The following is a 24318-nucleotide window of genomic DNA, read 5'->3' as shown; positions in this document are numbered from 1 at the left end:
GGAGGCACCGGCGCAACCGCGCGCCTCCCACCCATCATGCTATCGCGGCGTTACCGAGGTAACGACGCTGCCTTCGGTTCCAGTACGAAATTCAAAGGCTATTCCCTCACCGACACTGACCTGTTCGAGGATTTGCGCGTCGGCTTCGAAGGTCATGGTCATCGCGGGCCATCCGATACTTTCGACCGGACCGTGCTCGATGGTCACGGTGCCCGCCCCGGGATCGATGTCTGTTACCGTTCCCTCCGCGCTGGCGCTCTGCTCGCCGCCGGTCTCCTCCGCCATCGGCATTTCGCCTGACATGGGCATACTGTCCGAGTTCGCCATCTCGTCAGACATCATGGTCCCGGTGCTGTCGTCTGCAGCGTCGCAAGCTGCAAGCGCCAGCGGTGCCGCGAGCAGGATCATGTAGGTTGGGGTACGCATTCTTCTTCTCCTTGAGGGTTCGCCGGTTTTTCCGGACGGGGACGCCGCAACAACAGATAAGCGGCGGGAAGCAGGAACATGGACAGGAGCGGGGCGGTGATCATGCCGCCGACCATCGGCGCGGCGATGCGGCTCATGACTTCCGAGCCCGCGCCGGTGCCGATCAGGATCGGAAAGAGACCCGCAAGGATGACTGCGACGGTCATCGCCTTGGGCCGCACGCGCAGGAGCGCGCCTTCCCGGATGGCCTCGTCCACTTCTTCGGCGCCCAGGTCAGCTTGCCGTCGCTCCAGTGCGGCTTTCAGGTAAATCAGCATCACCACGCCGAATTCGGCGGAGACACCGGCAAGCGCGATGAAGCCGACCGCAGTCGCCACCGACTGGTTGTAGCCCATCAGATAGAGCAACCAGTATCCGCCCGTCAGCGCGAAGGGCAGCGTGCCCATGATCAGCAAGGCTTCGTCCCAGCGCCGGAAAATGAGATAGAGCAGCAGGAAGATGATCGCGAGCGTCGCGGGAACCACGATCTTCAGTCGCTCATAGGCGCGCGTCAGATATTCGAACTGGCCCGCATAGGACAGGCTGACGCCGGGAGGCAGATCGACGCCCGTGGCGACGGCCTCCTGCAGATCGGCGACCACCGAGGTAAGATCGCGGCCACGGACATCGACATAGATGTAGCTGGTCAGACGACCCTGCTCGCTCTTGAGCATCGGCGGACCGTCGCTGACGGCGATACGGGCGACAGTGCCGAGCGTAATCTGTTGGCCGGACGGCGTCAGAACCGGCAGGGCCCTGAGTTCATCGACGCTGTCCCTGATTTCGCGGGGATAGCGCACATTGATCGGATAGCGCGCCAGCCCCTCGACGGTCCGTGCGACATTGGCGCCGCCTATTGCACCAGAGACGATCTGCTGGATGTCGGCAATGTTGAGTCCGTATCGCGCGGCCGCCATCCGGTCGATATCGACATCGACATAGCGACCGCCCGACAGCCGCTCGGCCAGCGCGGAACTCACGCCAGGCACGGTCTTGGCGATACGCTCCACATCGAGTGCAACGCGTTCCAGTTGATCGAGATCGTCGCCTGACACCTTGACCCCGATCGGGCTCTTGATTCCGGTCGCGAGCATGTCGATCCGGTTGCGGATCGGCGGCACCCAGACATTGGCGAGGCCCGGCACCTGGACGACCCGGTCGAGTTCCTCGACCAGCAGATCGGGCGTCATTCCCTCGCGCCATTCTTCGCGGGGCTTGAAGCGGATCGTCGTTTCGAACATCGTCAGGGGAGCCGGATCCGTCGCCGTATCGGCGCGCCCCGCTTTACCGAACACCGTTTCCACTTCCGGGACCGACTTGATCAGGCGATCGGTGCGCTGCAGCAGCGCCGACGCCTCGCCGGGGGAAAGGCCGGGCAATGCACTCGGCATATAAAGCAAATCGCCTTCATCGAGCGGCGGGAGGAACTCGCCGCCAAGCCGGGTGAAGGGGATCGCGGTGGTCAGAAAGATCAGCGCCGCGATCGCCAGCGTTGCCTTGGGGCGCCGCATGACCCAGTCGAGCCCCGGACGATAGATTTTCGTCAGCCAGCGGTTTAGAAAATTGGAATCTTCCGAAGGGATCTTCCCACGGATCAGCCAACCCATCATCACCGGCACCAGCGTTACCGAAAGAATGGCCGCGGCAGCCATCGCATAGGTCTTGGTGAAAGCAAGCGGTGCAAATAACCGCCCTTCCTGCGCCTGCAGGGTAAACACCGGTAGGAACGACAGCGTAATGATCAGCAGGCTGAAGAACAGCGCCGGTCCCACTTCCTTCGATGCATCGGCGATGATCCGCCAGCGTTCCTTCACCGCGAGCACGGTATCGGGATTCTCGTGTTCCCATCGCTCGAGATGCTTGTGCGCGTTCTCAATCATGACGACGGCGGCATCGACCATCGCACCGACCGCAATGGCTATTCCACCCAGCGACATGATGTTGGCATTGACGCCCTGAAAGCGCATCACGATGAAGGCCGCGAGCACGCCCAAAGGCAGGGAGATGATGGCGACAAGTGCCGAACGCGCGTGCCAGAGGAACAGCGCGCATACGAGCGCCACGACGATAAACTCTTCGATGAGCTTCGTGGTGAGGTTTTCTATAGACGCATCAATGAGCTGAGAGCGATCGTAGGTCGTGACGATCTCGACGCCTTCGGGAAGGCTTGCCTGCAAGTCGTCGAGTTTCTGTTCGACGGCCTGTATGGCGCTTCTTGCATCCGCACCCTGACGCAGAACGATGATGCCGCCGGCAACCTCGCCTTCGCCATTGAGCTCGGCGATGCCTCGGCGCAGTTCGGGTCCGACCTGGATCGTCGCTACGTCGCCCAGCGTGACCGGGACACCGCCACTCGCAGTGCGTAGTGGAATTTGCCGAAAATCATCGAGGTCGCCGAGATAGCCAGAAGCGCGGACCATATATTCGGCTTCGCCCATCTCGACGATCGAGCCGCCCGCTTCCTGGTTGGCGGACTGGATTGCGCTCACGATCTCGGCGTGAGTCACGCCGAGCGATGCCATCCGGTAAGGCTCGAGAACGACTTGGTATTGCTTGACCATGCCGCCGACGCTGGCGACCTCGGCAATGCCGGGGATCGTCTTGAGCTCATAGCGCAGGAACCAGTCCTGCAGGCTGCGCAGTCCTGCAAGGTCGTGCCCGCCGCTGCGATCGACCAGCGCATATTCGTAGATCCACCCCACACCGGTTGCATCGGGGCCAAGCGTGCTCGTGACGCCATCGGGCAGGCGGTTCTGCACTTGGTTGAGATATTCGAGCACGCGCGAGCGCGCCCAGTAGAGGTCGGTTCCGTCCTCGAAGATGATATAGACATAGCTGTCACCGAACATCGAATAGCCACGGACGGTTTTCGCCCCCGGCACCGAGAGCATGGTCGTTGCCAGGGGATAGGTGACCTGGTCCTCGACGATCCGGGGGGCCTGACCCGGATAGTTTGACCGGACCACAACCTGCACATCGGACAGATCGGGCAACGCGTCGACCGGCGTCGTGCGCACCGCCCAGAAACCGGCCAGCGTTACCGCGACGGCGGCGAGAACGATAAACAGGCGGTTGGCGATCGAGGCATCGATTATCCGAGCAATCATTGTCCGGCCCTCGTGATAGACTCGATCCGGGGGCCGGCATCCTCCTGGGTGAAGGTGAAGCGCACCCTGTCTCCCGTCTCGAGCCCGCGCATTTGCGCCGCGCTCTTCGTGCGGAAGGTCATGGTCATCGCGGGCCAATCGAGCCGGGGCACAGGACCATGCCGCAGCGTCACCGAACCATTGGCGATCGACTGGATCGTGCCGGTGGCACCGAAGGTCGCTGGTTCGTCCTCGCCGCCGGTGGAAGCGTCATCTGCCTGATCGACCGGACGGACGTCCAGTCCGGTGAGGCTTGCTTCGGAATCGAGCAGGAACTGACCCGATGTTACGACCTGCTCGCCTGCCGACAGACCGGCCAACACTTCGCTCCTTCCACCCGCTTCGCGGCCGATCCGGACCTCGGCGGGCATGAAACCGCCCTCGTCCTGCTTCACCATCACGATGGTTCGACGTCCGGTCCTGATAACCGCTTCGGAGGGGACCAGCAGCGCGCGGCGTGTGTCCGGGGTCAGCGAGACCTGTGCGAACATGCCCGGCTTGAGGCGCCCGGATGCATTGGGCAGTTGCGCACGAACGGTGATCGTACGGCTTGCATCCTGCGCGCTCGGCAGGATAGCGATGATGGGCCCGGAGAAGCGTTCCTCGGGGAATGCGGTCAGCGTCGCGCTGACAGGTTGCCCGACGCGGACAGTCGCCGCCTGCCTTTCAGGCACCGCGGCTTCGAGCCAGATCGGTGAGAAACCGGTTATCTCGGCGAGCGTCTGTCCGGCCATGACTGTCATTCCCGGACGCACGCCGAGCGATGTGATGGCACCTCCAATCGGCGCGGTAACGGTGATCGTGGACTGCGGACGTCCATTGCGCCCTACCGATGAGATCAGGCCTGGAGGCATGCCCAAAAGGCGCATGCGTTCGCGCATGGCCTGCGCAAGTTCTTCATCACCGCTGTTCAGGACGGCCAGATACTCCTGCTGCGCTCCGCCCCATTCGGGAACCAGGATATCCGCGAGCGGCGCGCCCCGTCCAACGACATCGTCGGGCGCGCGGCCGTAGGTTCTTTGTACATAGCCTCCGGCACGTGGCTGGACGATCGCGACGTCGCGTTCATTGTAGGCCAGAACGCCTGTGACGGTTATTTCCGGCTCGAGGACGCCGTACTCGGCTTCAGTGGTGCGGATGCCGAAATTCTGCACCAGGCCGGGATCTATCCTGACGCCTGCAGTGGCCTCCTCGCCCGCGCACTTGGGCACCAGCTGCATATCCATGAAGGGCGACTTGCCCGGCTCGTCGAAGTGCTGCCCCGGCACCATCGGGTCGTACCAGTAAAGGACCTCCTCGCATTCGGTCGCACTGCCGCCCGCGTCGCTTGCACCACCCTGGCCTTCGCCGAGCTGCGAGAGACCATAGCCGGCGGCAAGACTGATGAGCGCGACCGTGCCTGCCATCATCCAGGATTTCTGGCGCGGCGACAGCCTGTCCCACGCGGCTCCCATTGCGGGTCTCATCGGCCATACTCCCCATAAGTCAGTCGCAGGTTCGCGGCGGCCTCGACGGACGCCTCTTCGCGTTGCAGAATTTCCACCCGCAGCATGGCGAGCGTTTTGATGGCGTCGATGATGTCGAGCAGATCCGCGCGGCCTGCGGCAAAGCTCGCGCGTTCGAGGTCCACGCGGCTTTCGGCAAGAGGGAGCAGTTCGTCCGTCGCGCGCTGCCATTGTCGATAAGCGCTGCGCCATGCGGCGAGATCGGTCTCGAACTGGGCTTCGAGTTCACGGAGCCGGTCTGCTCTGGCCGACTGCGCCGCCGCCGCCTCGGCGTCGGCGGCGGCTACACGCGGGTTTTGGCGCCGGTCGGCGAAAATCGGGAGCGTGATCGAACCCATCACCGAGACGACATCGCCAAAGTCGGGATCGCGCCTTCCATAGCTCACATTGACGCCGAAATCCGGACGCCTTTCCGATCGGGCAAGATCACTTCGCGCTTCCGCTTGACGAACCTGCGCAAGCGCCACGACAAGCTCCGGATTGCTTTGGAGCATGGCCCGCAAACCTTCGGGATCGAGATCGGCCGAAGGGATGGTTCCGGTCGCGGTAGCGTTCGGCAGAGCCGTATAGCGCGACAGCATGGCCTGAGCGGTCTCTCGGTCGGCTTCGATCCTGGTCCGCATGTCTTCGACTTCGAGCACGGCACGGCGTACTTCCAGACTTTCGGCGGGTCTGGCCGAACCGGCGGCGACAGAACTGCGCGCGAGTGGTACGAGCCTCTCGATTTCAGCAAGTGCATCGTCGGCGACGGTCAGAGCCCGTTGGGCATAAGCCAACGAAATCCATGCCATTCCTGCTCCCACGCGCACCCTGTAACTTGTTTGACGCAACTGTGCTGCGGCAAGGTCGATGTCGGCCTCCGCCATTCCGAACCGGGCCCGACGTTTCGCGAGATTGGGGATCTCCTGTTCGATACCGACTTGGATCTGCGTTGGGAGCTGGCGATTCAGCTCGAACGCAGCCGGCCCGCTTACCGGCAGGTTCTGGATGCTCGCGCGAAGCCGCGGATCGGGCAATTCATCGGCAGCGTCGGCGATCTCGCGCCGGGCGTCCAGTCTTAGCTCGCTTGTTCGAACCTGGGGCTGGTCGCTCGTTGCTGCTCGCAAAGCTTCCTCATAGCCCACCGACTGGGCATTACTCGCCGGCGCGAGGGCCAGCAGGACCGGAAGCGCGGTCCAGCTTATTCGTTTCATGATCGTTCATCCGCAAAAGGAGCGCGTCAGACACGCGTTCCGGATCACCGGCCCGCGTCGAGCGCAGGCCGTTCATCCAGAGGCAGGAGCGCGCAGGCTTGAGCCTGCACACGGGTCATGCCGGAAGTTGCGGAGGTGGCGGCTCTGGCCCTAGTCCTGTGGCTGCGAGCGAATTGGAGACTAATCTGCTGAACTGAGAAGCCTGCGCCGGTATTTCACCGACCAGGGTCGCATCACCCCCTGGAACGAGGGGCGGGATGCAGCCGAATGCCACGAGACAATCCAGCCGAAGGTTCTTGCAAGGCACGCCGTCATGATCGTCCATGGAAGCTGCGCCCGCCATCATCTCCATCTCGGCGCAGGCCGGTTTGCCTGCATCGACCGCCTGAGGCAGGGCAGATGCATGCGCTGCCGACTGGACGAACAGCCCGCAGGCGATCAGTAGCAGTCCAAGGGTGCGCAAGACTCGCATAAAAAAGGCGTAAAGCTTTGAAGAGCGCAAGACAAGGACCTCGCATCGGGTGCGATGGTTCATCACGACGCGTGCTGCCAGGCACCCATCGAGCCCAGATATATATCGAGCTTTTCGAATCCTTTGCTTTGCAGCCAGCCCGCCGCCACACTCGCACGCATGCCACTGGCACACATGACGGAATAGGCGCGTTCGCGATCGAGCTCGGCGAAGCGGGAATTGAGTTCGCCCACGTAGATGTGTTCCGATCCCTCGATCGCGCTGCTGCGCCGCTCATCGAGGTCACGCACGTCAAGCAAGGTCCAGTTGTCGCGCTTGCGCTCGAGACGATCCTGAACCTCGCTCGTCCCGATCATCGGAAGGTTCGCCATGTCCATTCCTTGCGCTGCAGCCGGGACGATACCGACATAGCCGCCGTCGATCGAGTCGAGCCCGATCCTCACAAGGTGTGTCATGGCCGAAGCCAGCTGGTCTTCCGCCGATCCGACGAGGGCGATTGTTTCACCCTCCCTGATGAACCAGCCCGCAAACGCCGAGATCATGCCGACCGGAAGGCATATCGAACCAGGCAGATGCCCGCTTGCGTATGCAAGCGGATCCCGTACGTCGACGACATGATCGGGGTCGATTTCGCGAATGTCCGAGAGCATGAGACATTTTGGTCGCAAAATCCGTGGCGCAGGAGATGTTCCCTCGACATTCAGGCGCTCCATCAGCCTGAAATAGGGCGGTTGGTAATGATGCTCGGCGAGCTTGGCCTCGATAAATTCCTCGCGATGGGCGATCTGGAGCCGGGGATTGTTGCGACGTTCGTGGCCTATGGTCGAGAATTCCCGGTCCGCCATTCCCGAACCGCAGACCGAGCCTGCTCCATGCGCGGGGTAAATGATCGTCTGGTCACCCAGACCGCAAATCTTCTGCAGTGAATCGTACAGGAGGCCCGCGACCTCCCGCGCGCGCTCGGGATAGAAATCGGTGCGTCCGACGTCGCCAACGAAGAGCGCATCGCCGGTGAACACGCCGATCGGTCCTTCGGGAAAATCGTCGTCATGGAGGACGAAGGCGAGATGATCGTCGGTGTGACCGGGAGTTTCGAGCACCGAAATCCGCAACTTCCCGATCTCGAAAACGTCGCCCTCTCGCGCGGTGTCGGCGAAAACAATCTCGTCCGCAGGGTTTGGACCGTGCAGAACGCGGACACCGGTCATTTTGGCCAATACCGGCGATCCCGTGATGAGATCCTCATTCCTGTGCGTTTCGAAGATATGCGTGATCTCCAGCCCTTCGGCGCGGGCACGCTCGACATAAATCTCGCAGTCCCGGCGCGGATCGATGACCGCTGCCTTGCCCTGCGAACCAATCAGATAGGAAAGGTGGGAGAGGCCGGGGGTCTTTATCTTCTCGAGCAGCATGTTTTGCCTCGTTGTTGGAGTGTTTCCGTGAGACCGCGTCGATCTAGTCGATCCCGAGTTCGGCTTTGAGTGCCGAGACATTCTCGAAGCGGTCTGCTTCTGGCCGGGCGATAGCGGGCTTGGCGTTGACCCAGGTGTTCTCACAGACGAATTCGAGCATGGCTGCCGCGAGGTCGGCGTGCCGGCAACGAAAGCAACCCTCGGCAAGACGCTCGTCGGTAATGACGGCTTCACCCGTATAGGGTTCGTCGAGGAGCCAGCCCGGTCGCGCAGACGTCCAATTCAGGCCTTTCGCGCGCTCCAGAAGATCTTCCATGGCGCGCATCTGTTCGAGAATATTGTGCAAGGCTGGTCTTGCCGTGAGCTCGAACCATGCAGGAACGCTGGGCTGCGGCTCTACAAACGCCGCCGATATCACGACGATCCGGGAAATGCCGGTCGTCGACATCGCTTCCACCAGCTTGCGGGTTCCCTCCGTATAAAGCGGAGGCGGATCGATCGCCGTAGATGGACTAAACCCTATACCGAGTGCGGAAATAACAGCACGGCAACCTTCGAGCTCGCTGCTGAAGTCGTCACTGAGTACATCGCACTGGAGGTACTCGACATTGTCGGCCCGGTCCGATGGTTCGGGCAAGGTGTGCTCGAACGCTCGTACCGCGATGCCCTTGCGGACCGCATGGCGCAATATTTCCGTGCCGGTCTTTCCTCCGGCACCGAAGACCGCAAGGGGGGCTGCATCGCTCACAGGCTCAGCTTCCACTGTAGCACCTCATTATAAATTCGGCCGCGCGTGCCGGGCCGATCATGATCATGGAGCAGGCACCGACGGAAGCCGGCGCCCGCTCGCTCGTGTTCACGCTTCGCTGTTGCCGCAGGTCGTGTACCCCCAGAACCCGAACTCGTCCTTCATCCGGGGGCCGGCGACGATGAGCTCCTGCATTTGCAGGCCCGCGTCTCCTTCGTCATCGAGAAGGCGCGTACGGATACGAAGCTCACCATTCGCATACTCACCCGAGGCGCTTGCCGTGACGGGGATCAGTTTGCCATTGATCTTGATCGCCCCGCGACCGCTGTTGTCGTAGACGAATGACGGGAACGCGACCTCGGTCAGGCGGAACTGGCACGTGTTCTCGGCTCCCAGCGCGGCGAGGTCCGCGTCGCTCATGGTCTCGGGCAGCATGAGGCCGGGGCTGAGATTGGCAAGAGCGCTCGCAGTGCTCTCCATCGGAGCTGCCGTTGCCGGAGGATCGAGCTGTGCTTCGCGGTCATTACCGATCGCGGTGTTGGTATTGCAGGCCGCCAGCGGAAGGGCTGCAAGAGTCAGAAGTGCGATCTTGTTCATTGCTGCATCTCCTCGGGCAGGCGTTCTTCGGTGCGCGGGCCGTTCTCCTCGATGTCCTGGATGAGGTATTTCATCTCGGCGATCTCACGCCGCTGCGCGACGATGATGGCCTGAGCAAGTTCGCGGACACGCGGATCCTTCAGGCTCGCCCTTTCGCTGGTCATGATCGCGATCGAGTGGTGCGGAATCATTGCGGCCATGTATTCGGTGTCGTCGACCGTGGTCTGGCTGCGTACGAGCCATAGCGCGAGTGCGAAGACGACGGCTCCGACACCCAGGATGATGAAATTCTTGGTCCGGTCCTTGTACATGCCCCACATGAAGAGCAGCATGACCACCATCATCATCGCGCCCATGACGAACATCATCCAGAAGCGCGTTTCGCTCCAGAACACGTCGTCCATGTCGAAGCTGTTGGCATACATCAGGAAGAACATGATCACGGTCGAGGTGGATACCATGGCCATAAACCGCCAGTAGTTGCCGCCCCCTCCCTTGTCCGAGTGGGATGTACTTTCAGTCATGCGTTTTCTCCTTCCTTCATCATGGTCCAGAACAGTTGTGCCGAGCAGCTGATGAGCGCGAAGCCGGTCAAGGCTTCGACGCCGGCAATGACGCGCAGGTGCTCGGTCGGGTAGATGTCGCCGAGCCCCAGTGTGGTCACGTTGATCAGCGAGAAATAGAAATAGTCCATCGCACTCATCGCCGGCGTCTTGTCGAACCCGCCGAGGCCCAGCTCCGCGCCCAGCCAGAAACCGCCAGCGAAGAGCGTCGCGACAAGCAGGTGCGATGCCAGGACGAGAAGCGCGACCCCAAGCTTGGCAGAGAAATTTCGGCGTGCGTCGAGCATGCGATGCCCGACACCGAGAATCGAAAGATGCGCGCCGACCGAAGCCAGAAAAAGTGCAATGGCGAGCACAAGTGCGGCGATCATCTATAATCTCCATCGTGAGTGGCAGGCATTTCACGAAGCGCGGGATTTCGACGGAGATAGAACCATTCGGCTCCGAACACTGCGACGATACCTGCGACCGCATAGGCGACGACCGCAGGGTCGGTTTCGAGCTTGGCGAGGGCAAAAGCTGTCAGGACTACGCCGTCTGCCACCAGGGCCGACCAAAGGATCCAGGCGCGCGCGCCTATTTCTTCCCGCAAACCGCGCAGCACGCCCCAATGCACGAGCATGTCCATTACGAGATAGAAGAACGCTCCGAGCGAGGCGATCCGCGAAAGATCGAACAGGACCGCGAGCGTGCCGGCGACCACGACGGTATAGACCAGCATGTGACTGCGGATCGGTCCCTTCATCCCAAAATGGCTATGCGGGATCATCTTCATTTCGGTCAGCATCGTCAGCATTCGCGAAACGGCGAAAACGCTGGCGATGACACCCGAGGTCGTGGCTGCGATCGCGATTGCGACTGTGAAATAGAACCCAAGCTCTCCGAGCGCGGGGCGCGCAGCTGCCGCAAGCGAGTAATCGCGCGCTTGCGCTATTTCCGAAGTGCTGAGGCTGGCTCCGACCGCCACCGCGACCAGAAGGTAGACGACCACGCATACTGTGATCGAAATGATAATGGTTCTGCCAACATTTCGGTGCGGATCGATGATTTCGCCGCCGCTGTTGGTGATGGTGGTGAAACCCTTGAACGCGAGGATCGAGAAGGCGACCGACGCGAGCAACGCGTCGAGACCCGAAAGCGCGACTGGCTCTGAGAAGGCGCCGCCCGAAAATCCGCTGGCCCAGATCGCCGCAATCGCGAACAGGGCGATGCCGCCGATCTTGATCGCCGACATGACGAGAGAGAAACCGCTGACCGATTTGTTGCCTGCCGCATTCACAAAATAGGCGAAGACGATGAGCGCCAGTGCCGCGACGGAAACCAGAATGCCGCTGCTCTCGAGCCCAAAGGGCCGCAAGGCATAGGTCGCGAAGGTTCGAGCGACCAGGCTTTCGTTGATGACCATCGACAGCGCCATCAGGAGCGATGCCGAGGCTGCCACGACGCCTGGTCCGTAGGCTTTCTGAAGGATCATCGCGATGCCGCCCGAGGAGGGCCAGCGGTTCGACATCTTGATGTAGCTGTAGGCGGCGAGCGAAGTAACCAGCGCGCCGGCAATAAACGAAAGCGGAAATAGCGGTCCAGCCAGTTCGGCAATCTGGCCAGTCAGTGCGAAGATACCGGCGCCGATCATGACGCCGGTTCCCATCGCGACACCGCCCAGCAATGTTATCGAGGCCGCACTCTCGTTTTGTTGATCGTCGCCATCTGTCTGCAAGTCTTTCCCCTGTCGATGTCCTCCCGTCCGAGAAACATCACGCCAGACAGTACGTTAGGTAGTGCCTCACCCCTCAAAAAAGTTTCGACATGGTGCGCGCCTGCCCCAGGGGGCGGTTTGGCAAGATAGGGAGTCCGCTTTTCGCGAGGCTTCTCTTAGCACAAGGTGCGTCGATAGGAGGCGACGCGTATCGCCAGGGTGGCCCACTGTGAATTTTCTCTAGCAGGTCTCGCGAGAGGTAACTGGCCCTGTTCGATCAATCTGACGTGCCCAGCAGCCGGATTAAGCTCGACCGGGGGATCGATTGCGCAAATGTGCCTGCGCTTCGCGCACGTCGAGCTCACGCGTGCTGTTTCCGATACGTAACATCAGGCGCGCGGTACCTCCCTCTACGAGGTAGACAGGATCAGCGCTCCTTTCAGCAATGACCCGGCATACCGTCTTTTCTGTCATTTCGTGAAAACGGCAATGGACCAAAGCGCACGCGTGACCGCCGAAACCATCCTTCACGAGGTCCATCACAAGGCGCTCGAACCCATCCCGATTGGCATGTTTGAGTGTCTGCATATCGGCTTCAATGCCAGTGATGTTCCCATCGTCTCCAACCCCGATAAGCAGTGTTCCGCCCTCATGGTTGAGAAAGCCGGCAACCGTTTTGAGTACGACCTGCTGGAGTGACCGGTTGACCCGGTTCTCACGCCTGTCCCACCGCAAGGACGATTTGAATTCCAATCGCTCGCCCTCGCCGCGTGCGATAAGAAGCGGCAACTCCTCGTCGAGTTCGCGTTCGAGAAAAAGTACCTTGGACTGAGCTCGCGCCAACCGCATGTGATACATGCCAAATCCCAGACCAAGGGCGCCGCCGATCACCGCGTAGATGGCGCTCATGGGAAGCATTTCGAACGCGAAAGCATTTACCAGCCGGCCGATCATGAACCCAATGGCAGTATTGCTGCCGGTGTCGTGCGACGGACCGAACTCGTACCAGAAGACGAGGGTGGTTACCGGATGGAGGATCGTGATGCCGAGGGCAGCACCAAGGACCGCATGGGCGGTTAGCGTTCGAGCGCTCTGTGAAGGCTTTGTCCTGTAGATCGCGCATTCCCTTTTTTCGTTTTTTCAGGCTACCGGGCTAATGGCTTCGCGTGCAAAACGTCTTGTCCCGCGAAGGGCATCGGGAAATCAGACCGAATTACCAGTTCGTCTCCGGAAATACCGATAGAGCGGAACCGCGATGAGTGCGATGTACCAGCCATAGAGAAAGCTCCCCACCGCTCCGGCGAGGAACCCGCGCGGCGTTAGCCATTCGAACCATGGCAGCAACGGAGCCCAGGCTTCATGCATGTGAAAACGCTCGGGCGCGAGGACTCCAAAGGCAATGCAAAGGAGATAGCTGACAAGCAGGAACACGCTAAGCGTCCAGCCCCATGCGAATATCGAGCTCTTGATTGATCCTTTTACCATCGCATTTCTCCCACTTCGTGCGTGCTGAAATCATGCAATTGGACGGGTCCGGGGCGGTGGGGGCAGCCAGCCCCGGACCCTGCGAGAATTCGATAGGCTTCTTACAGCCTGTCCCGGTTTTACCGGGTTCTGTGTCGCTTCCCGCAAATAATCTTCATCACCTTCATCCCTTTCACGGTGACGCATGGTGTGGTTCCACACACTCACGGAAAGGACGCGAAGACGCTCCGTCCGGCTGAACCAAAGGCGATGACCTCGAAGGGCTGCACCCGGTCTCCTGCCTCCATGCCGGGAGATCCCAGCGGCATTCCCGGAACCGCGAGGCCGGCAACGCCGGCGGGCCGTTCGCGCAAAAGCTTGGCGACGGCTTCTGCAGGCACGTGACCTTCGATGATGTATCCATCGACCTCCATCGTATGGCATGACCATAACTCTTGGGGTACGCCCCGCGCGGTCTTGATCGCCGCCATGTCGTTGCTGTCGACCGATGCCACCTTCGTGTTCATCCCGTCTTCGACATGGCCTGCCCAGCTGAGACAGCACCCACATCCTGGATCCCGGAACATCGTATAGGTCGCTGCCTGTGCCACGTTCGAACAGGCTGCCAGCACGAGCAAGGCCGCGCCGCTAATCGATCGCCGGAACAGGGCAGGCTTTTTCCAGATCATTGTGCAATTCCTTTCTTGTATCCGCGCCATAGCGAGATCGTCCCGGTCACCGTCGGGAACCGGTGGAGCAGGCATGGCTCGGTGAAGATTTCGGCGAATAGTTTTTCGACCTCGCCGTCGGCGCTGGGCTGCGTGTCGCTTACGCCGTCAAGCGACTGGACGGTCGCCCGGAAGAGGCTCCGCATGAGTGGGCTATCCTGCTTCATATAATCGGAGATCAACACGGTTCCGCCTGGCACGAGCAAGCTTTCGATGGTTTCCAGGATTGCCTGCTTCTTGCGCAAGGGAACCTGGTGCAGGACGAGGCTGCTGACGATCTTGTTCGGCCGCCACCCTGCGGGCAGCTCGAGGCTTTCGAGAAAGCCATTGTGCCATTTCACGAGATCGGCTCCCGCGCCAAACTTGCGCCGCGCAAGCGCGAGCGCCTCCTGGTCGGGTTCGACACCGATCAGACCCGCTTCCGGACAATCCGTCATCAAGGCCTTGAGAAGAGTGCCGGTTCCGCTGCCAACATCGATCACCCGGTCGCCGGGGACAAGGTGCAGTTCTTCGACAATCCTTTGTCGCCAGAGATGTTCGCGGGTGAACAGACCGATCGCCCGGTCGTAAAGGGGCGTCAGAAAGCTCTTGCCAAGAAGAGGCGTAAATTCGCCGTGATCTTCAGGTGCGGTGATATTGTTCACGAGCTGGTTCCCATTCATCCCGGGTTCGACCCGATTCTGACAGACCCGTCTCGGTTACGTATGGCGGTGGACATTCCCTCAAAAAAAGAAGTTTAAGGGATTGTGCAGGCGAGCGCGTATAGGACACGTGCAACCCACAGGAGTTTTTCGGATGCGTGACAATCACTCTCTTGATGCGGTGCTCGGAACCCTTTCCGCCACCGGCACCAGCGAGGTCCCCGCCGACTTCATGGATGGCGTTTGGCAGCGCGCCGGACAGCTTGGCGAAATCGCCGACCGACGCCGCCGGACGGCTCTGTTCGTCGGTCTGTTCGTCGTCGGGCTTGGAGCTGGCGCCGGAACGAGCGGTTGGCCCGGCGGCTATGGCACGTCTTCCGCGTCATTTGGCGAGGGTCTTATCCTCGGCGAACAGCTGTCCCCATCGGCGCTCCTCCATGTGGAGCAATAGGGTTTGAAGACGACGCATATCGTTCTCGCGGTGCTTCTCGCAGCACTTGCAGGATGCCTCGGCGCGATTGCCGCGGATCGCTGGGCCAATCACGAGGCCGGCTCCGGCCTCCACGATTTCGTGCACGACGAGCTCACCCTGACGGCCGACCAGGAGCAGCGTCTCGATGCGCTCGAGGCCCGTTTCGCTGTCGAAAGGGCACGGCTCGAAGGATCGGCGCGCGCAGCCAATGCCCGGCTCGCCCAGGCGATGGAAAATGAGCACGAGTACGGTCCCGAGGTTTCGGCCGCGATCGACGAGGTGCATGCGCGTATGGGCGATCTGCAGAAAGCAACGGTACGGCATGTCTTCGACATGCGTGAAATTCTCGAACCCGAGCAGCAACGCCAGTTCGACCGCAAGGTCTCCGACGCCCTGACCCGCGACCCGCGCGACTGAAGCGCCATGTCGGGGGCGGGCGACACTCCGGATGAGGCCCTTGTCTCGCAGGTGAGGGCCGGTAACAAGCGGGCTTTCAGCAAGCTCGTCGAGCATGAAACCGGTCGGCTTCTCGCGCTTGCGACACGCATGCTTTCCTCTCCTTCTCAGGCCGAGGACGTTGTTCAGGACAGCCTCGCTTCGGTGTGGCTGACGCGCCATCGGCTCGATCCGGACAAGCCGATCGGACCCTATCTGACAACCGTCGTTCTCAACCGCTGCCGGGACCGTTTGCGCAGGCGCAAGGTCGCGGGCTTTTTCGGACTGTCGGGTGATGACGGACTCCATTCCATCGCCGACGATTTGCCGGGTCCTGAAGCGTTGGCCGTTTCCAGGGAAGAGCTCAATCTCGTTCAGGCCGAGATCGCACGAATGCCCGTAAGGCTGCGCGAAGCCCTCGTGCTCGTGACCATCGAGGGGCGTAGCCAGGCCGAGGCAGCCGATCTTCTCGGAACGACCGAAAAGGCGATCGAAACCCGCGTATACCGCGCGCGCAACAGGCTGAAGGAGCGCTTCGAAAAACTTTGAGGGGTTGGCTGGGCGCGCGCGTAAGTAACGGTAAACGCCACGTCAGGAGCCCTTTATGATCGCCGTCAATCGACGCAAGTTTCTCGGAGCCGGAGCAGGAGGAATGGGTCTGCTCGGCCTTGCCGGGGCGATGCCTGCCTGGGCACGGGGCGCGGACATCCTCGCAGGTAACGCCCGCAAGGGGCTGGACGAGATATCCGGCCCCAATATCGACCTCACCGTTGCCCGATCGGCCTTCGCGACCGGCAACAGGCGCGGCGGCGCGATCGCCGTCAATGGCACTATTCCTGGTCCGCTGTTGCGATTGCAGGAAGGCACGACCGTCCGGCTCAATGTCCATAACCAGCTCGAGGAAGATACCTCGATCCACTGGCACGGTCTGCTCGTGCCGTTTCAGCTCGATGGAGTGCCCGGCGTGAGCTTCCCCGGCGTCAAACCGGGAGAGACCTTCACCGCCGAGTTTCCGGTTCGCCAGTCGGGTACCTACTGGTGGCACTCGCATAGCGGCCTGCAGGAGCAGGCCGGGCATTACGGCGCGATCGTGGTCGACCCCGCCGGACCCGATCCGGTCCAGGCCGACCGCGAATATATCGTGGTGCTGAGCGAATTCAGCGAAATGTCGCCCCACACGATTTTCGACAAGCTCAAGAAGGGCGAAGGCTACTTCAACTACAACCAGAACACCTGGACCGACGATTACCCGCTTTCGGGCGAGGATCGCCGGATGTGGGCGAAAATGCGCATGATGCCGACGGACATCCTCGACGTGTCGAGCGCGGCTTATACCTATCTTCTGAACGGCCATGGCCCGCTCGACAATCTGGAATACCTCTTCCGCCCGGGCGAACGCGTGCGGCTGCGCTTCATCAATGCCGGCGCCATGACCTTCTTCAATATTCGCATTCCCGGCCTGCCGATGACCATCGTTCAGGCGGACGGGCAGAACGTCGAGCCGGTGGAGGTCGACGAGTTCCAGATCGGTGTGGCCGAGACATACGACGTCGTCGTGACGCCGGGCGCGCAACAAGCCTACACGCTGGTCGCGGAGTCGATGGACCGCTCGGGCATGGGTATTGCCACACTCGCGAGCGCACCCGGCGCTCGCGCCGCCATTCCGCCGCTGCGCGATCCGCCGCTTCTGACCATGGCCGACATGGGCATGAGCGGCATGGACCACGGCTCGTCTGGCGATGCCGGCATGTCGGGCATGGACCACGGAAGTGGCGGCGACATGGCGGGGATGGATCATGGTTCGTCCGGCCAATCCGAGATGGCAGGCATGGCCGGCATGTCGGGGATGCAGATGCGCGACACGTCGCTTCTGCCGCCCGATGTGAAGGTCGGGCCCGGTCTCGACATGGTCTCGATGAACCCGGTCGACCGCATGGGCGATCCCGGCATCGGTCTCGCCGATGTGCCGCATCGTACGCTCGACTATCGCAAGCTGCGCGCTCTGACTCCACACCGCGAGGGCCGCACGCCGTCCCGGCGAATGGAAATTCATCTGACCGGCAATATGGAGCGCTACATGTGGTCGTTCGACGGCAAGAAGTTCTCCGCCGTCTCAGACGAGCCGATCCGTTTCGCCTATAACGAGCGCGTGCGCGTGAAGCTCGTCAACGACACGATGATGGCGCACCCCATTCACTTGCACGGTCATTTCTTCGAGCTGGTCAATGGCGCGCCGGCCGATCGTCAACCGCTCAAGCACACGGTAATCCTGCAGCCGGGTGGCAGCGCGCAGTTCGACCTGACGGCGGACGAGCCGGGCGACTGGGCCTTCCACTGTCACCTTCTCTACCACATGCATGCCGGGATGTTTCAGATCGTCACGGTCGCCAATCCCGACGGGAGCGAAGCATGAAAATTCGTATTGTCAGCCTGCTCGCATCGGTCGCAGCCGGCTCAGTTCTCGCCTCCCCCGCGGCGGCGCAGCATGCCGGTCATTCGCCGGCGGAGCCGCAGCAAAGCGCCGAGGCGCAGGCTGACGCGAAGACGAAGTGCGAGGAAGAAGCCGAGCGCCATCGCGCGATGGGGCATCCGGTTGCAGATGGAGCATGCGAACCGGCTGCTCAACCTGAAGCCGCCATGGACCGCTCGCAGATGGATCACTCAACCATGGATCATGGTGCGATGACCGCTCAGGATGGCCATTCTGGCATGACAATGCCTGTGGACGCTGCCCGTCCACAGGCATCGCCCGAAAGTCATGAAGGAATGGATCACGGCTCGATGCCGCAGGGCAAGCCCGCCGAAGGCGCGATGGATCATTCGCAGATGAATCACGGCGAGATGGGTCAGGCGGAGGCCAGTTCGTCGATGGACCATGGGCAGATGGATCACAGCCAGATGAACCATGGGGAGACGCCTTCGCAGGACAGGCAGGGCATGGACCATTCGGCGATGCAGATGGGCTCGGACGATGATATCCCGCTGCTGCCGCCTCCTCCAGAAGCAGGGAGCGGCCCAGCGCGCGCGGCGGTCGCCATCTGGGGCGAGGAAGCCATGAACGAAGCGCGCCGCGAGCTTGTCCGCGAGACCGACGGAGGAATGCGCTTCTGGTTTCAGGGCGACCGGCTCGAGTACCGCGCCCGCGAGGGGAAGGATGGATATCTGTGGGACATCCAGGGATATTATGGCGGCGACATCGACAAATTCTGGTTCAAGTCCGAGGGTGAGGGCAGCTTCGGCGAACCCATAGAAGGCGCCGAGGTCCAGGCGCTCTGGAGCCGCGCCATTGCGCCCTTCTTCGATTTCCAGGCGGGTGTTCGCCAGGACCTGACCGGTCCGGAACGCACGCACGCGGTTATCGGTATCCAAGGGATCGCGCCTTACCAGTTCGAGGTCGATGCCGCGGCCTTCGTCTCCACCAAGGGCGATGTGACGGCGCGTTTTGAGGGCGAACTTGATCAGCGCATCACGCAGCGGCTGATCCTTCAACCGCGTGCCGAAATCGCACTTTCCGCTCAGGATATTCCCGAACTCGGCATTGGCGCTGGCCTCGACCGGATCGAGGCAGGTCTGCGTCTTCGCTACGAGTTCGCACGCGAATTCGCGCCCTATGTCGGCGTTTCCCAGGAATGGCGCATCGGCGACAGCGCGGATTTTGCGCGGGCCGCCGGAGAGGATCCGAGCGTCACCAATTATGTCGTCGGTGTGCGATTCTGGTTCTGAAATCTCAAAAAGGATAGAACTACCATGACCAAGACTTTGACACGCATCGCGGCGACTGCGCTTGTTGCCACGCTGATACCGCTGCCAGCCTTCGCGCAGCAGATGGGCCACTCTTCCCATGCGAACCATCAGATGCACGCGATGGACGCTTCGGCGGACGATGTCGCGGGCGCTGAAGAAACCCTCAAGGCCTATCGCACCGCTCTTGAAGCGCGCGACGCGCAGGCAATGCGCGCGCTCTTCGCCGAGGACTCGGCGATCTTCGAGAATGGCAAGGCCGAAGGAAGCTTTGCCAATTACATGGAGCACCATTTGGGCCCCGAGCTCGGCGCGATTGTGAGCTTCACCTTTACCGACCCCACGCTGACCGTCACCCGGATGGGGCACATGGCCCATGCCTATGAGACGTATGGCTATCGCATCGAACTTAGCGATGGCCGGGTGATCGAGCGCGACGGCGTGGCGACATCGGTGCTTGCTCACGATGCGGACGGGTGGAGAATCGTCCAGTACCATTCCTCGTCGCGCGCGCCGCGCAACTGATTACGGCTTTCGAAGAGGTAGCACCGGTTGGCAACGCCGTCGCTGAAGCTGCGCCTGCATGTGCTCGGCAGCAAGATCCACAAATGGCTGGCGATTTTCGTCGGTGTCCAGGTTCTCTTGTGGATGGGAACCGGCGCCCTCATGTCGTTTCTCGACCTGGAAGAAGTTCGCTCCGAACATGTCGTTTCGCGTGAACAAGAGGCGCTGCCCGCCGATGCCCCGCTCCCGGCCTGGGTCGCAAACGACGGTACTCTTGCAGCGGTAACGACACGTTCGCTCGACGGCGATGCCGTGACCGAGGTCCGCAAGGTTGACGGTAGCGTGAGCCTCCACGATCCGGTGACTGGGCGTAAACTCTCCCCCATCTCGGCGGCAACGGCAAAATCCATCGCCTTGCGCGCATGGACCGGGCCGCGCACGACCATCGAGGCCGCACGGATCGTCGATGACCCCATCGGAACCGAGTTTCGCGGCCCTTTTCCGGCCTGGCAGGTCACCTATGCTGACGAGGCTTCGACGCGCATCTACATCGATGCCGCCAGCGGCACGCTCGGGGCGGCGCGCAGCGATACATGGCGCCTGTTCGATTTCATCTGGGGCCTCCACATCATGGACTGGACCGAGCGCGACCGCATCAACAGTTGGTGGCTGCTGCTGTTCGGCATTGGCGGCACGATCATAGCCCTGTCGGGTTTCGTCCTGCTGGCGAACCGGATGCCGAGGCTGCGCCGCCGCGCAAAGAAGAGCAAGCTCGCCTGAGCCCATGGGGCTTATTCGCGTGGGCGAACGCCTTACCCTCGTTCGCCAGGCCGAACGCGGCCAGGAGCCGAATGCGTTCGACGATCGCGATGATGCCGCCAGCAAGCGTGACCACCCGGGCGCACTTCAGTCGCGCTGAACTATCAAATTAATGCGAGGGGCACGCGGCTGCCGTGCGTATCAGGCACATAGGTCGCACTTTAACTGCAGGGTCGGGAGACATACGAGACATGAAAGCCCCCTCATTTCTGGCGCTGCTCGCCGCAAGCCTGCTCTTCGTCGGACCCGTTCAGGCTCATGGCGACGAAAAGCACGGCGAAGAGGCGAGCGCCGCGCCTGCTGCCACCAATGGCGATGTGCACGACCAGGCGGCCATGGCGCAGATGGGCGAGACTGCGGATGCTGGCGAGTCCTCCGGCGCGCACGATGAAGCGGGCGCAGCCCATGACGAGGCCGGTGGCCATGCGGATGAGAGCGAAACCGGCGTCATGGCCGTACTGAAAAAGCTGCATCCGGCAACGATCCACTTCCCGATCGCCTTGTTTTTCATGGCTGCGGCCACCGAATTGTTCGTGATGCGCCGGAAAGGAGCGGGCCTGGAAAGTGCGGTGCGCGTACTCGTCTACGGCGGAGCAATCGGCGCAGTCGTCGCAGTTCTGTTCGGATGGATTCACACCGGTCTGTGGTTCGGCGGCGATACTGTCATGCAAGTCCATCGATGGACCGGTATGCTGATCGCGGTTCTCGGTATTGCGATGGCATACCTCGCGAGCAGGCCGAGCCAGAGCCGCGCATGGTTGCGCGCGTCGATCTTCTCCATGGCGGCACTCGTTCTCATCCAGGGGTTCCTTGGCGGCGAGCTCGCGCACGGACCGGACCATCTTGGCGTTTCGTGGCTCTGAAGGAGTTGAATAACATGCGAATTCTGAAATCGAACACCGCGATAGCATTTCTCGCGACCGCGCCATTGACGTTCGCTCTCGCCGCTTGTGACCAAGCGCAGGAGAGCACACCGGCTGCTGAGGTTTCGCCTATGGGCGAAGCTGCGGTGGTGGCTGGCACGGCACCCGAGGCGGGTCTTGCCGATCCGGCAGCCTCTCCCTCCAAAGATGAGGCAGCGACCGCTCGGGAGGACGCTCTTTCGACAATTGGCGCCGCCACGCCTGCGTCACGGCGCGCTGTCCCGCCCGCATCACGCGCAACCGCCACACCCGCACCTCCAGCAACACGCACGCAACCCGCGAGCGAGGCGACCCAGCCGGCCGATCCCCATGCGGGTCATGACATGTCCTCGATGGCCGATCACGACATGGAAGGTATGTGATCGGACGCGTTTCCCGGTGACACGGCTATCCAGGAGATACCCTCGGCAAAAACACAAACGAACATCGCAAGATCAGGAAAGGACGGCCCCGCCTCCCCCCGACGCCCTGCGGGTCGCAGGTGCCCCCAAGGGGCCGTTCAGGAACCCCGCGTGCAAACCAACCCGACGCGCGGGGTTCCGTTTGCCCGGCTTCGCTGTCGCCGTGCCAGGCGCGTCCCGGCATGGCTTTGTGCTATGTGAGCAGCGCGCAGACAATCGCCTCGGTGCTTATGAAAGGAACCGCATATGTCGGAAACGGGAAAAGCCGGTGCGCTGTCGCGCTGGGAAGACGAAGGCGGGGCATTGCCCTGCGGGCCGCAGGAAGCGCTCGCTGCCGATTGTGAGAAATGGGATATTCCGCCACTTTCCGATGCCGAAATGATCCAGTTGCGCATCAGGGTGATCGCCCTTGAGAACATGGTGCTCGGCCTTCTGTCGAAGGCCAGCGCCAATCAGCTGGCAGCAATCGAAGAAATCGCGGAATTCATATCCCCGCGTGCCGATGCGAAGCCGCATCCGCTTACCTTGCACGCTGCCACGCAGATGGAACACTTCGTCGAGCGCGCCCGCCGGCTTCGCGAGGCACCCTCCCCAGCTGATCAATCTACTGCACGGTAGCTAAGCGCTTTCTATTGGTCACAGGGGATACGTCGAGGTGGCTATGTCGAGTGCGTAATTCGATCGGCCACCCACCCGTCGATCTCGCTTTCCGCCCACGCAACCGAGTATCCTCCGAGCTGCACAGGCCTCGGAAACTTGCCCTCGCTCATCCAGCGATAAATCGTCGAACGGCCAAGCCCGACGCGGTGCTGCACTTCGGGCAAGCGAATAAGCCGCGTCACCCGGCGGGTTTCGGTCGCTCCCTTGTCGATCTCTTCACCCACGATGGCCTCCTTCGGCACCGGCGAAGACATCGCCAAGCAGGACGTCCTTGCGTTCAAGTTCATCGATGTGGTCGGAGAGGAGCCGTGCAACACGGTGCGCCGTGCCCTTAGCCCAGCGCGGCTTCACATCGTGAAGCTGGTTGCCCAGGACACGCTCGAGCGCCGAGGGCAGTTCGCCGGAAAAGTCCTCGAAGAATTGCGCGAGGTCAGACTGCAGCCACGCGATCGCATGATCGCCGCTGCTGACGAGGAACAGAAGCAGGTGTGCGTGCGGCGCGACGCCGCTCGCAGCAAGAATGCGCAAGGCTTCACCGAGGCTGGCCGAGCGTTCGCCGGCAAGGACGCGGCGCAGAGCATCTTTATGGATCTGCGCGTCGCGCGCGATGTCGCAGCGGGCACGGCCGCTGGCTTCGACAGCGGCCAGAAGCAGCCGGGCGAGGTCGGCGCGAACCTGTTGTTCGGCAAAGAGCGCCATGTTGGTCATCGACGAATCCTTATCTCTAGAGGTGATCGACTCACCGGCTACCCGCGAAGGAAGCCTGTAGGAAAACGAAAAGAACACTTGGAGAACATGGAGGAAGGGACGAATCAGCTTCCTTCGGTGATTCGCGCGAATTCCGGTCGTGTTCGCGCAGATCGCGGCTCCCTTCGCGCAGAAGTCGGCACAGTCGGCGCTGCTGTGCCATCAGCCTGCGCGAATCCCGTCCATCGCACCACCCGATGTCGATTTTCGCTTGGTCGGCAGCCCCAAAATCCAGTTCCCGATTTCCTACAGCCCGGCTCCGGGGAGAGGAAAGAACATACAGCGAACGCATCGCTGGCTGATGTTCAATCCCTCGGAGTTTCCATCCATGACCACCAAGACTGCCCTTCCGGTCCAGCAGCGCACGCTCAACCGCGTTCGTGGCCGCGACTACATTCTTCCCGCCTGCGTGGCGCTGGCCTGCGCCGGCGCCGCCTTTGCCGGCGCCGACACTACCTTCGATCCCGCGCTGACCAAGTTCACCGACTTTCTCGAAGGCTCGGGCGGCAAGATCATCACCGTGCTCAGCCTCGCGGGCGGTCTGATCGGTCTCGCCTCCGGGCGCTTCTCGCTCGGCCAGGTCGCTGTGCCGGTCGGCGTCGGGATCGGTGTCGGCACCGGCGTGCCGATCGTCACCTCGGTCGTGACCGCGGTCATCTGATCAGCGGATCCGGTCACGACAGGAGGGCGGCATCATGGCTGACAGGTACCTCGTTCCACGGCGGCTCGACGACCCGGAGCTCATCGGCTTCTGGACCATCGACGAGTTTGCAGGGATCCTCATTCCCTTCGCCTGGGGCATTCTCTCGCAGCATATCTTCATCGGTATCGGCCTGGCCGCCGGAGCTTGGCTTGCCTTGCGGAAGGCAAAGGCACGCGGCGCCGGTTCGGCACTCGTGCATGCTGCGTACTGGTACCTGCCCGGGAGCTTTCTCGGGCTGAAAGCCACGCCGCCCTCCCACTGCCGCCTGTTGGCGGGCTGAGGG

28 protein-coding genes are annotated in these 24318 nt (G+C 62.0%); 12 read left to right on the top strand and 16 right to left on the bottom strand.

What is annotated here, in order from left to right; translation table 11 throughout:
* Positions 1-39: 39 nt before the first annotated feature.
* From EG799_RS08945 to EG799_RS08880, 14 genes are all read right to left on the bottom strand, one after another.
* Positions 40-426: a copper-binding protein gene (locus EG799_RS08945; protein WP_234029091.1), complete on the bottom strand. Its 387-nt coding sequence runs from the start codon at positions 424-426 to the stop codon at positions 40-42.
* A complete protein-coding gene (locus EG799_RS08940; protein ID WP_123880450.1) occupies positions 405-3572 on the bottom strand; it encodes an efflux RND transporter permease subunit in 3168 nt (1055 codons plus the stop codon). Before EG799_RS08940 ends, EG799_RS08945 begins: the two co-directional genes overlap by 22 nt.
* The gene (locus EG799_RS08935) at positions 3569-5065 is read right to left on the bottom strand and encodes an efflux RND transporter periplasmic adaptor subunit (RefSeq protein ID WP_123882996.1); all 1497 of its coding nucleotides are present in this window, start codon (positions 5063-5065) and stop codon (positions 3569-3571) included. The genes EG799_RS08940 and EG799_RS08935 overlap by 4 nt, the downstream gene beginning before the upstream one ends.
* 8 nt (positions 5066-5073) lie before the next feature.
* On the bottom strand, positions 5074-6309 hold the full coding sequence (locus EG799_RS08930) for a TolC family protein (protein WP_123880448.1): 1236 nt from the start codon (positions 6307-6309) through the stop codon (positions 5074-5076).
* A 534-nt stretch (positions 6310-6843) separates the two neighbouring features.
* Positions 6844-8193: an MBL fold metallo-hydrolase gene (locus tag EG799_RS08925; RefSeq protein ID WP_123880446.1), complete on the bottom strand. Its 1350-nt coding sequence runs from the start codon at positions 8191-8193 to the stop codon at positions 6844-6846.
* 43 nt (positions 8194-8236) lie between these two features.
* Positions 8237-8941, bottom strand: coding sequence for an NAD(P)-dependent oxidoreductase (locus tag EG799_RS08920; RefSeq protein ID WP_123880444.1), 705 nt, complete (start codon positions 8939-8941; stop codon positions 8237-8239).
* Between the two features lie 108 nt (positions 8942-9049).
* Positions 9050-9538 (bottom strand): DUF6692 family protein, encoded by a 489-nt coding sequence (locus EG799_RS08915; RefSeq protein ID WP_123880442.1) that lies wholly within the window; start codon positions 9536-9538, stop codon positions 9050-9052.
* The gene (locus EG799_RS08910) at positions 9535-10062 is read right to left on the bottom strand and encodes a DUF305 domain-containing protein (protein WP_181950889.1); all 528 of its coding nucleotides are present in this window, start codon (positions 10060-10062) and stop codon (positions 9535-9537) included. The genes EG799_RS08915 and EG799_RS08910 overlap by 4 nt, the downstream gene beginning before the upstream one ends.
* Positions 10059-10472, bottom strand: a complete 414-nt coding sequence (locus EG799_RS08905; protein ID WP_123880440.1) for a potassium channel family protein — start codon at positions 10470-10472, stop codon at positions 10059-10061. The genes EG799_RS08910 and EG799_RS08905 overlap by 4 nt, the downstream gene beginning before the upstream one ends.
* Positions 10469-11818: an APC family permease gene (locus EG799_RS08900; protein ID WP_123880438.1), complete on the bottom strand. Its 1350-nt coding sequence runs from the start codon at positions 11816-11818 to the stop codon at positions 10469-10471. Before EG799_RS08900 ends, EG799_RS08905 begins: the two co-directional genes overlap by 4 nt.
* 282 nt (positions 11819-12100) lie before the next feature.
* The gene (locus EG799_RS08895) at positions 12101-12751 is read right to left on the bottom strand and encodes an AlbA family DNA-binding domain-containing protein (protein ID WP_123880436.1); all 651 of its coding nucleotides are present in this window, start codon (positions 12749-12751) and stop codon (positions 12101-12103) included.
* A gap of 249 nt (positions 12752-13000) precedes the next feature.
* Positions 13001-13282 (bottom strand): DUF5676 family membrane protein, encoded by a 282-nt coding sequence (locus tag EG799_RS08890; RefSeq protein ID WP_054527892.1) that lies wholly within the window; start codon positions 13280-13282, stop codon positions 13001-13003.
* 203 nt (positions 13283-13485) lie between these two features.
* Positions 13486-13950, bottom strand: coding sequence for a DUF411 domain-containing protein (locus tag EG799_RS08885; protein ID WP_123880434.1), 465 nt, complete (start codon positions 13948-13950; stop codon positions 13486-13488).
* A complete protein-coding gene (locus tag EG799_RS08880) occupies positions 13947-14651 on the bottom strand; it encodes a class I SAM-dependent methyltransferase (protein WP_123880432.1) in 705 nt (234 codons plus the stop codon). Before EG799_RS08880 ends, EG799_RS08885 begins: the two co-directional genes overlap by 4 nt.
* 133 nt (positions 14652-14784) lie before the next feature.
* On the opposite strand from EG799_RS08880, the gene EG799_RS08875 reads away from it, so the two are divergent.
* From EG799_RS08875 to EG799_RS08835, 10 genes are all read left to right on the top strand, one after another.
* Positions 14785-15081, top strand: coding sequence for a hypothetical protein (locus EG799_RS08875; RefSeq protein ID WP_123880430.1), 297 nt, complete (start codon positions 14785-14787; stop codon positions 15079-15081).
* 3 nt (positions 15082-15084) lie between these two features.
* A complete protein-coding gene (locus EG799_RS08870) occupies positions 15085-15519 on the top strand; it encodes a Spy/CpxP family protein refolding chaperone (RefSeq protein WP_008603940.1) in 435 nt (144 codons plus the stop codon).
* 6 nt (positions 15520-15525) lie between these two features.
* The gene (locus EG799_RS08865; protein WP_123880428.1) at positions 15526-16086 is read left to right on the top strand and encodes an RNA polymerase sigma factor; all 561 of its coding nucleotides are present in this window, start codon (positions 15526-15528) and stop codon (positions 16084-16086) included.
* A 55-nt stretch (positions 16087-16141) separates the two neighbouring features.
* A complete protein-coding gene (locus EG799_RS08860; protein ID WP_054522842.1) occupies positions 16142-17950 on the top strand; it encodes a copper resistance system multicopper oxidase in 1809 nt (602 codons plus the stop codon).
* Positions 17947-19260: a copper resistance protein B gene (locus EG799_RS08855; RefSeq protein ID WP_066761575.1), complete on the top strand. Its 1314-nt coding sequence runs from the start codon at positions 17947-17949 to the stop codon at positions 19258-19260. The genes EG799_RS08860 and EG799_RS08855 overlap by 4 nt, the downstream gene beginning before the upstream one ends.
* A gap of 24 nt (positions 19261-19284) precedes the next feature.
* Positions 19285-19803, top strand: coding sequence for a YybH family protein (locus EG799_RS08850; RefSeq protein ID WP_123880426.1), 519 nt, complete (start codon positions 19285-19287; stop codon positions 19801-19803).
* 27 nt (positions 19804-19830) lie between these two features.
* Positions 19831-20562, top strand: a complete 732-nt coding sequence (locus tag EG799_RS08845) for a PepSY domain-containing protein (RefSeq protein ID WP_009823988.1) — start codon at positions 19831-19833, stop codon at positions 20560-20562.
* Positions 20563-20566: 4 nt separating this feature from the next.
* A complete protein-coding gene (locus EG799_RS14280; protein ID WP_267900630.1) occupies positions 20567-20701 on the top strand; it encodes a hypothetical protein in 135 nt (44 codons plus the stop codon).
* Positions 20702-20792: 91 nt separating this feature from the next.
* Positions 20793-21464: a DUF2231 domain-containing protein gene (locus tag EG799_RS08840; RefSeq protein WP_009823986.1), complete on the top strand. Its 672-nt coding sequence runs from the start codon at positions 20793-20795 to the stop codon at positions 21462-21464.
* Positions 21465-22171: 707 nt separating this feature from the next.
* On the top strand, positions 22172-22543 hold the full coding sequence (locus EG799_RS08835) for a hypothetical protein (RefSeq protein ID WP_098104451.1): 372 nt from the start codon (positions 22172-22174) through the stop codon (positions 22541-22543).
* Between the two features lie 41 nt (positions 22544-22584).
* Here the strand turns inward: EG799_RS08835 and EG799_RS08830 are convergent, their stop codons facing one another.
* Together EG799_RS08830 and EG799_RS08825 are read right to left on the bottom strand one after the other, a co-directional pair.
* Positions 22585-22809 (bottom strand): helix-turn-helix transcriptional regulator, encoded by a 225-nt coding sequence (locus EG799_RS08830; RefSeq protein ID WP_123880424.1) that lies wholly within the window; start codon positions 22807-22809, stop codon positions 22585-22587.
* Positions 22802-23293 carry a hypothetical protein gene (locus EG799_RS08825; RefSeq protein ID WP_123880422.1) on the bottom strand — a complete coding sequence of 164 codons (492 nt, stop codon included), beginning with the start codon at positions 23291-23293 and terminating at the stop codon, positions 22802-22804. The genes EG799_RS08830 and EG799_RS08825 overlap by 8 nt, the downstream gene beginning before the upstream one ends.
* A 367-nt stretch (positions 23294-23660) precedes the next feature.
* On the opposite strand from EG799_RS08825, the gene EG799_RS08820 reads away from it, so the two are divergent.
* Both EG799_RS08820 and traL read left to right on the top strand, forming a co-directional pair.
* Entirely contained in the window at positions 23661-23993 is a 333-nt protein-coding gene (locus EG799_RS08820) for a hypothetical protein (protein ID WP_039280257.1), read from the top strand.
* Between the two features lie 34 nt (positions 23994-24027).
* A complete protein-coding gene (gene traL / locus EG799_RS08815) occupies positions 24028-24315 on the top strand; it encodes a type IV conjugative transfer system protein TraL (protein ID WP_006834208.1) in 288 nt (95 codons plus the stop codon).
* Positions 24316-24318 lie beyond the last annotated feature (3 nt).

The sequence above is a fragment of the Aurantiacibacter spongiae genome, from assembly GCF_003815535.1.
Classification (GTDB): domain Bacteria; phylum Pseudomonadota; class Alphaproteobacteria; order Sphingomonadales; family Sphingomonadaceae; genus Alteraurantiacibacter; species Alteraurantiacibacter spongiae.
This window is presented reverse-complemented; position numbering and strand designations above follow the sequence as displayed.

Excerpts from the sequence above, each read along its gene's own strand:
- EG799_RS08875 (WP_123880430.1), top strand. The coding sequence starts at position 14,785 with ATGCGTGACAATCACTCTCTTGATGCGGTGCTCGGAACCCTTTCCGCC.
- EG799_RS08880 (WP_123880432.1), bottom strand. The coding sequence starts at position 14,651 with ATGAATGGGAACCAGCTCGTGAACAATATCACCGCACCTGAAGATCAC.
- EG799_RS08835 (WP_098104451.1), top strand. The coding sequence starts at position 22,172 with ATGTCGGAAACGGGAAAAGCCGGTGCGCTGTCGCGCTGGGAAGACGAA.
- EG799_RS08895 (WP_123880436.1), bottom strand. The coding sequence starts at position 12,751 with ATGATCGGCCGGCTGGTAAATGCTTTCGCGTTCGAAATGCTTCCCATG.
- EG799_RS08930 (WP_123880448.1), bottom strand. The coding sequence starts at position 6,309 with ATGAAACGAATAAGCTGGACCGCGCTTCCGGTCCTGCTGGCCCTCGCG.
- EG799_RS08865 (WP_123880428.1), top strand. The coding sequence starts at position 15,526 with ATGTCGGGGGCGGGCGACACTCCGGATGAGGCCCTTGTCTCGCAGGTG.
- EG799_RS08860 (WP_054522842.1), top strand. The coding sequence starts at position 16,142 with ATGATCGCCGTCAATCGACGCAAGTTTCTCGGAGCCGGAGCAGGAGGA.
- EG799_RS08940 (WP_123880450.1), bottom strand. The coding sequence starts at position 3,572 with ATGATTGCTCGGATAATCGATGCCTCGATCGCCAACCGCCTGTTTATC.
- EG799_RS08890 (WP_054527892.1), bottom strand. The coding sequence starts at position 13,282 with ATGGTAAAAGGATCAATCAAGAGCTCGATATTCGCATGGGGCTGGACG.
- EG799_RS08885 (WP_123880434.1), bottom strand. The coding sequence starts at position 13,950 with ATGATCTGGAAAAAGCCTGCCCTGTTCCGGCGATCGATTAGCGGCGCG.
- EG799_RS08910 (WP_181950889.1), bottom strand. The coding sequence starts at position 10,062 with ATGACTGAAAGTACATCCCACTCGGACAAGGGAGGGGGCGGCAACTAC.
- EG799_RS08840 (WP_009823986.1), top strand. The coding sequence starts at position 20,793 with ATGAAAGCCCCCTCATTTCTGGCGCTGCTCGCCGCAAGCCTGCTCTTC.
- EG799_RS08905 (WP_123880440.1), bottom strand. The coding sequence starts at position 10,472 with ATGATCGCCGCACTTGTGCTCGCCATTGCACTTTTTCTGGCTTCGGTC.
- traL (WP_006834208.1), top strand. The coding sequence starts at position 24,028 with ATGGCTGACAGGTACCTCGTTCCACGGCGGCTCGACGACCCGGAGCTC.
- EG799_RS08825 (WP_123880422.1), bottom strand. The coding sequence starts at position 23,293 with ATGACCAACATGGCGCTCTTTGCCGAACAACAGGTTCGCGCCGACCTC.
- EG799_RS08935 (WP_123882996.1), bottom strand. The coding sequence starts at position 5,065 with ATGGGAGCCGCGTGGGACAGGCTGTCGCCGCGCCAGAAATCCTGGATG.
- EG799_RS14280 (WP_267900630.1), top strand. The coding sequence starts at position 20,567 with ATGGGGCTTATTCGCGTGGGCGAACGCCTTACCCTCGTTCGCCAGGCC.
- EG799_RS08820 (WP_039280257.1), top strand. The coding sequence starts at position 23,661 with ATGACCACCAAGACTGCCCTTCCGGTCCAGCAGCGCACGCTCAACCGC.
- EG799_RS08855 (WP_066761575.1), top strand. The coding sequence starts at position 17,947 with ATGAAAATTCGTATTGTCAGCCTGCTCGCATCGGTCGCAGCCGGCTCA.
- EG799_RS08945 (WP_234029091.1), bottom strand. The coding sequence starts at position 426 with ATGCGTACCCCAACCTACATGATCCTGCTCGCGGCACCGCTGGCGCTT.
- EG799_RS08850 (WP_123880426.1), top strand. The coding sequence starts at position 19,285 with ATGACCAAGACTTTGACACGCATCGCGGCGACTGCGCTTGTTGCCACG.
- EG799_RS08915 (WP_123880442.1), bottom strand. The coding sequence starts at position 9,538 with ATGAACAAGATCGCACTTCTGACTCTTGCAGCCCTTCCGCTGGCGGCC.
- EG799_RS08925 (WP_123880446.1), bottom strand. The coding sequence starts at position 8,193 with ATGCTGCTCGAGAAGATAAAGACCCCCGGCCTCTCCCACCTTTCCTAT.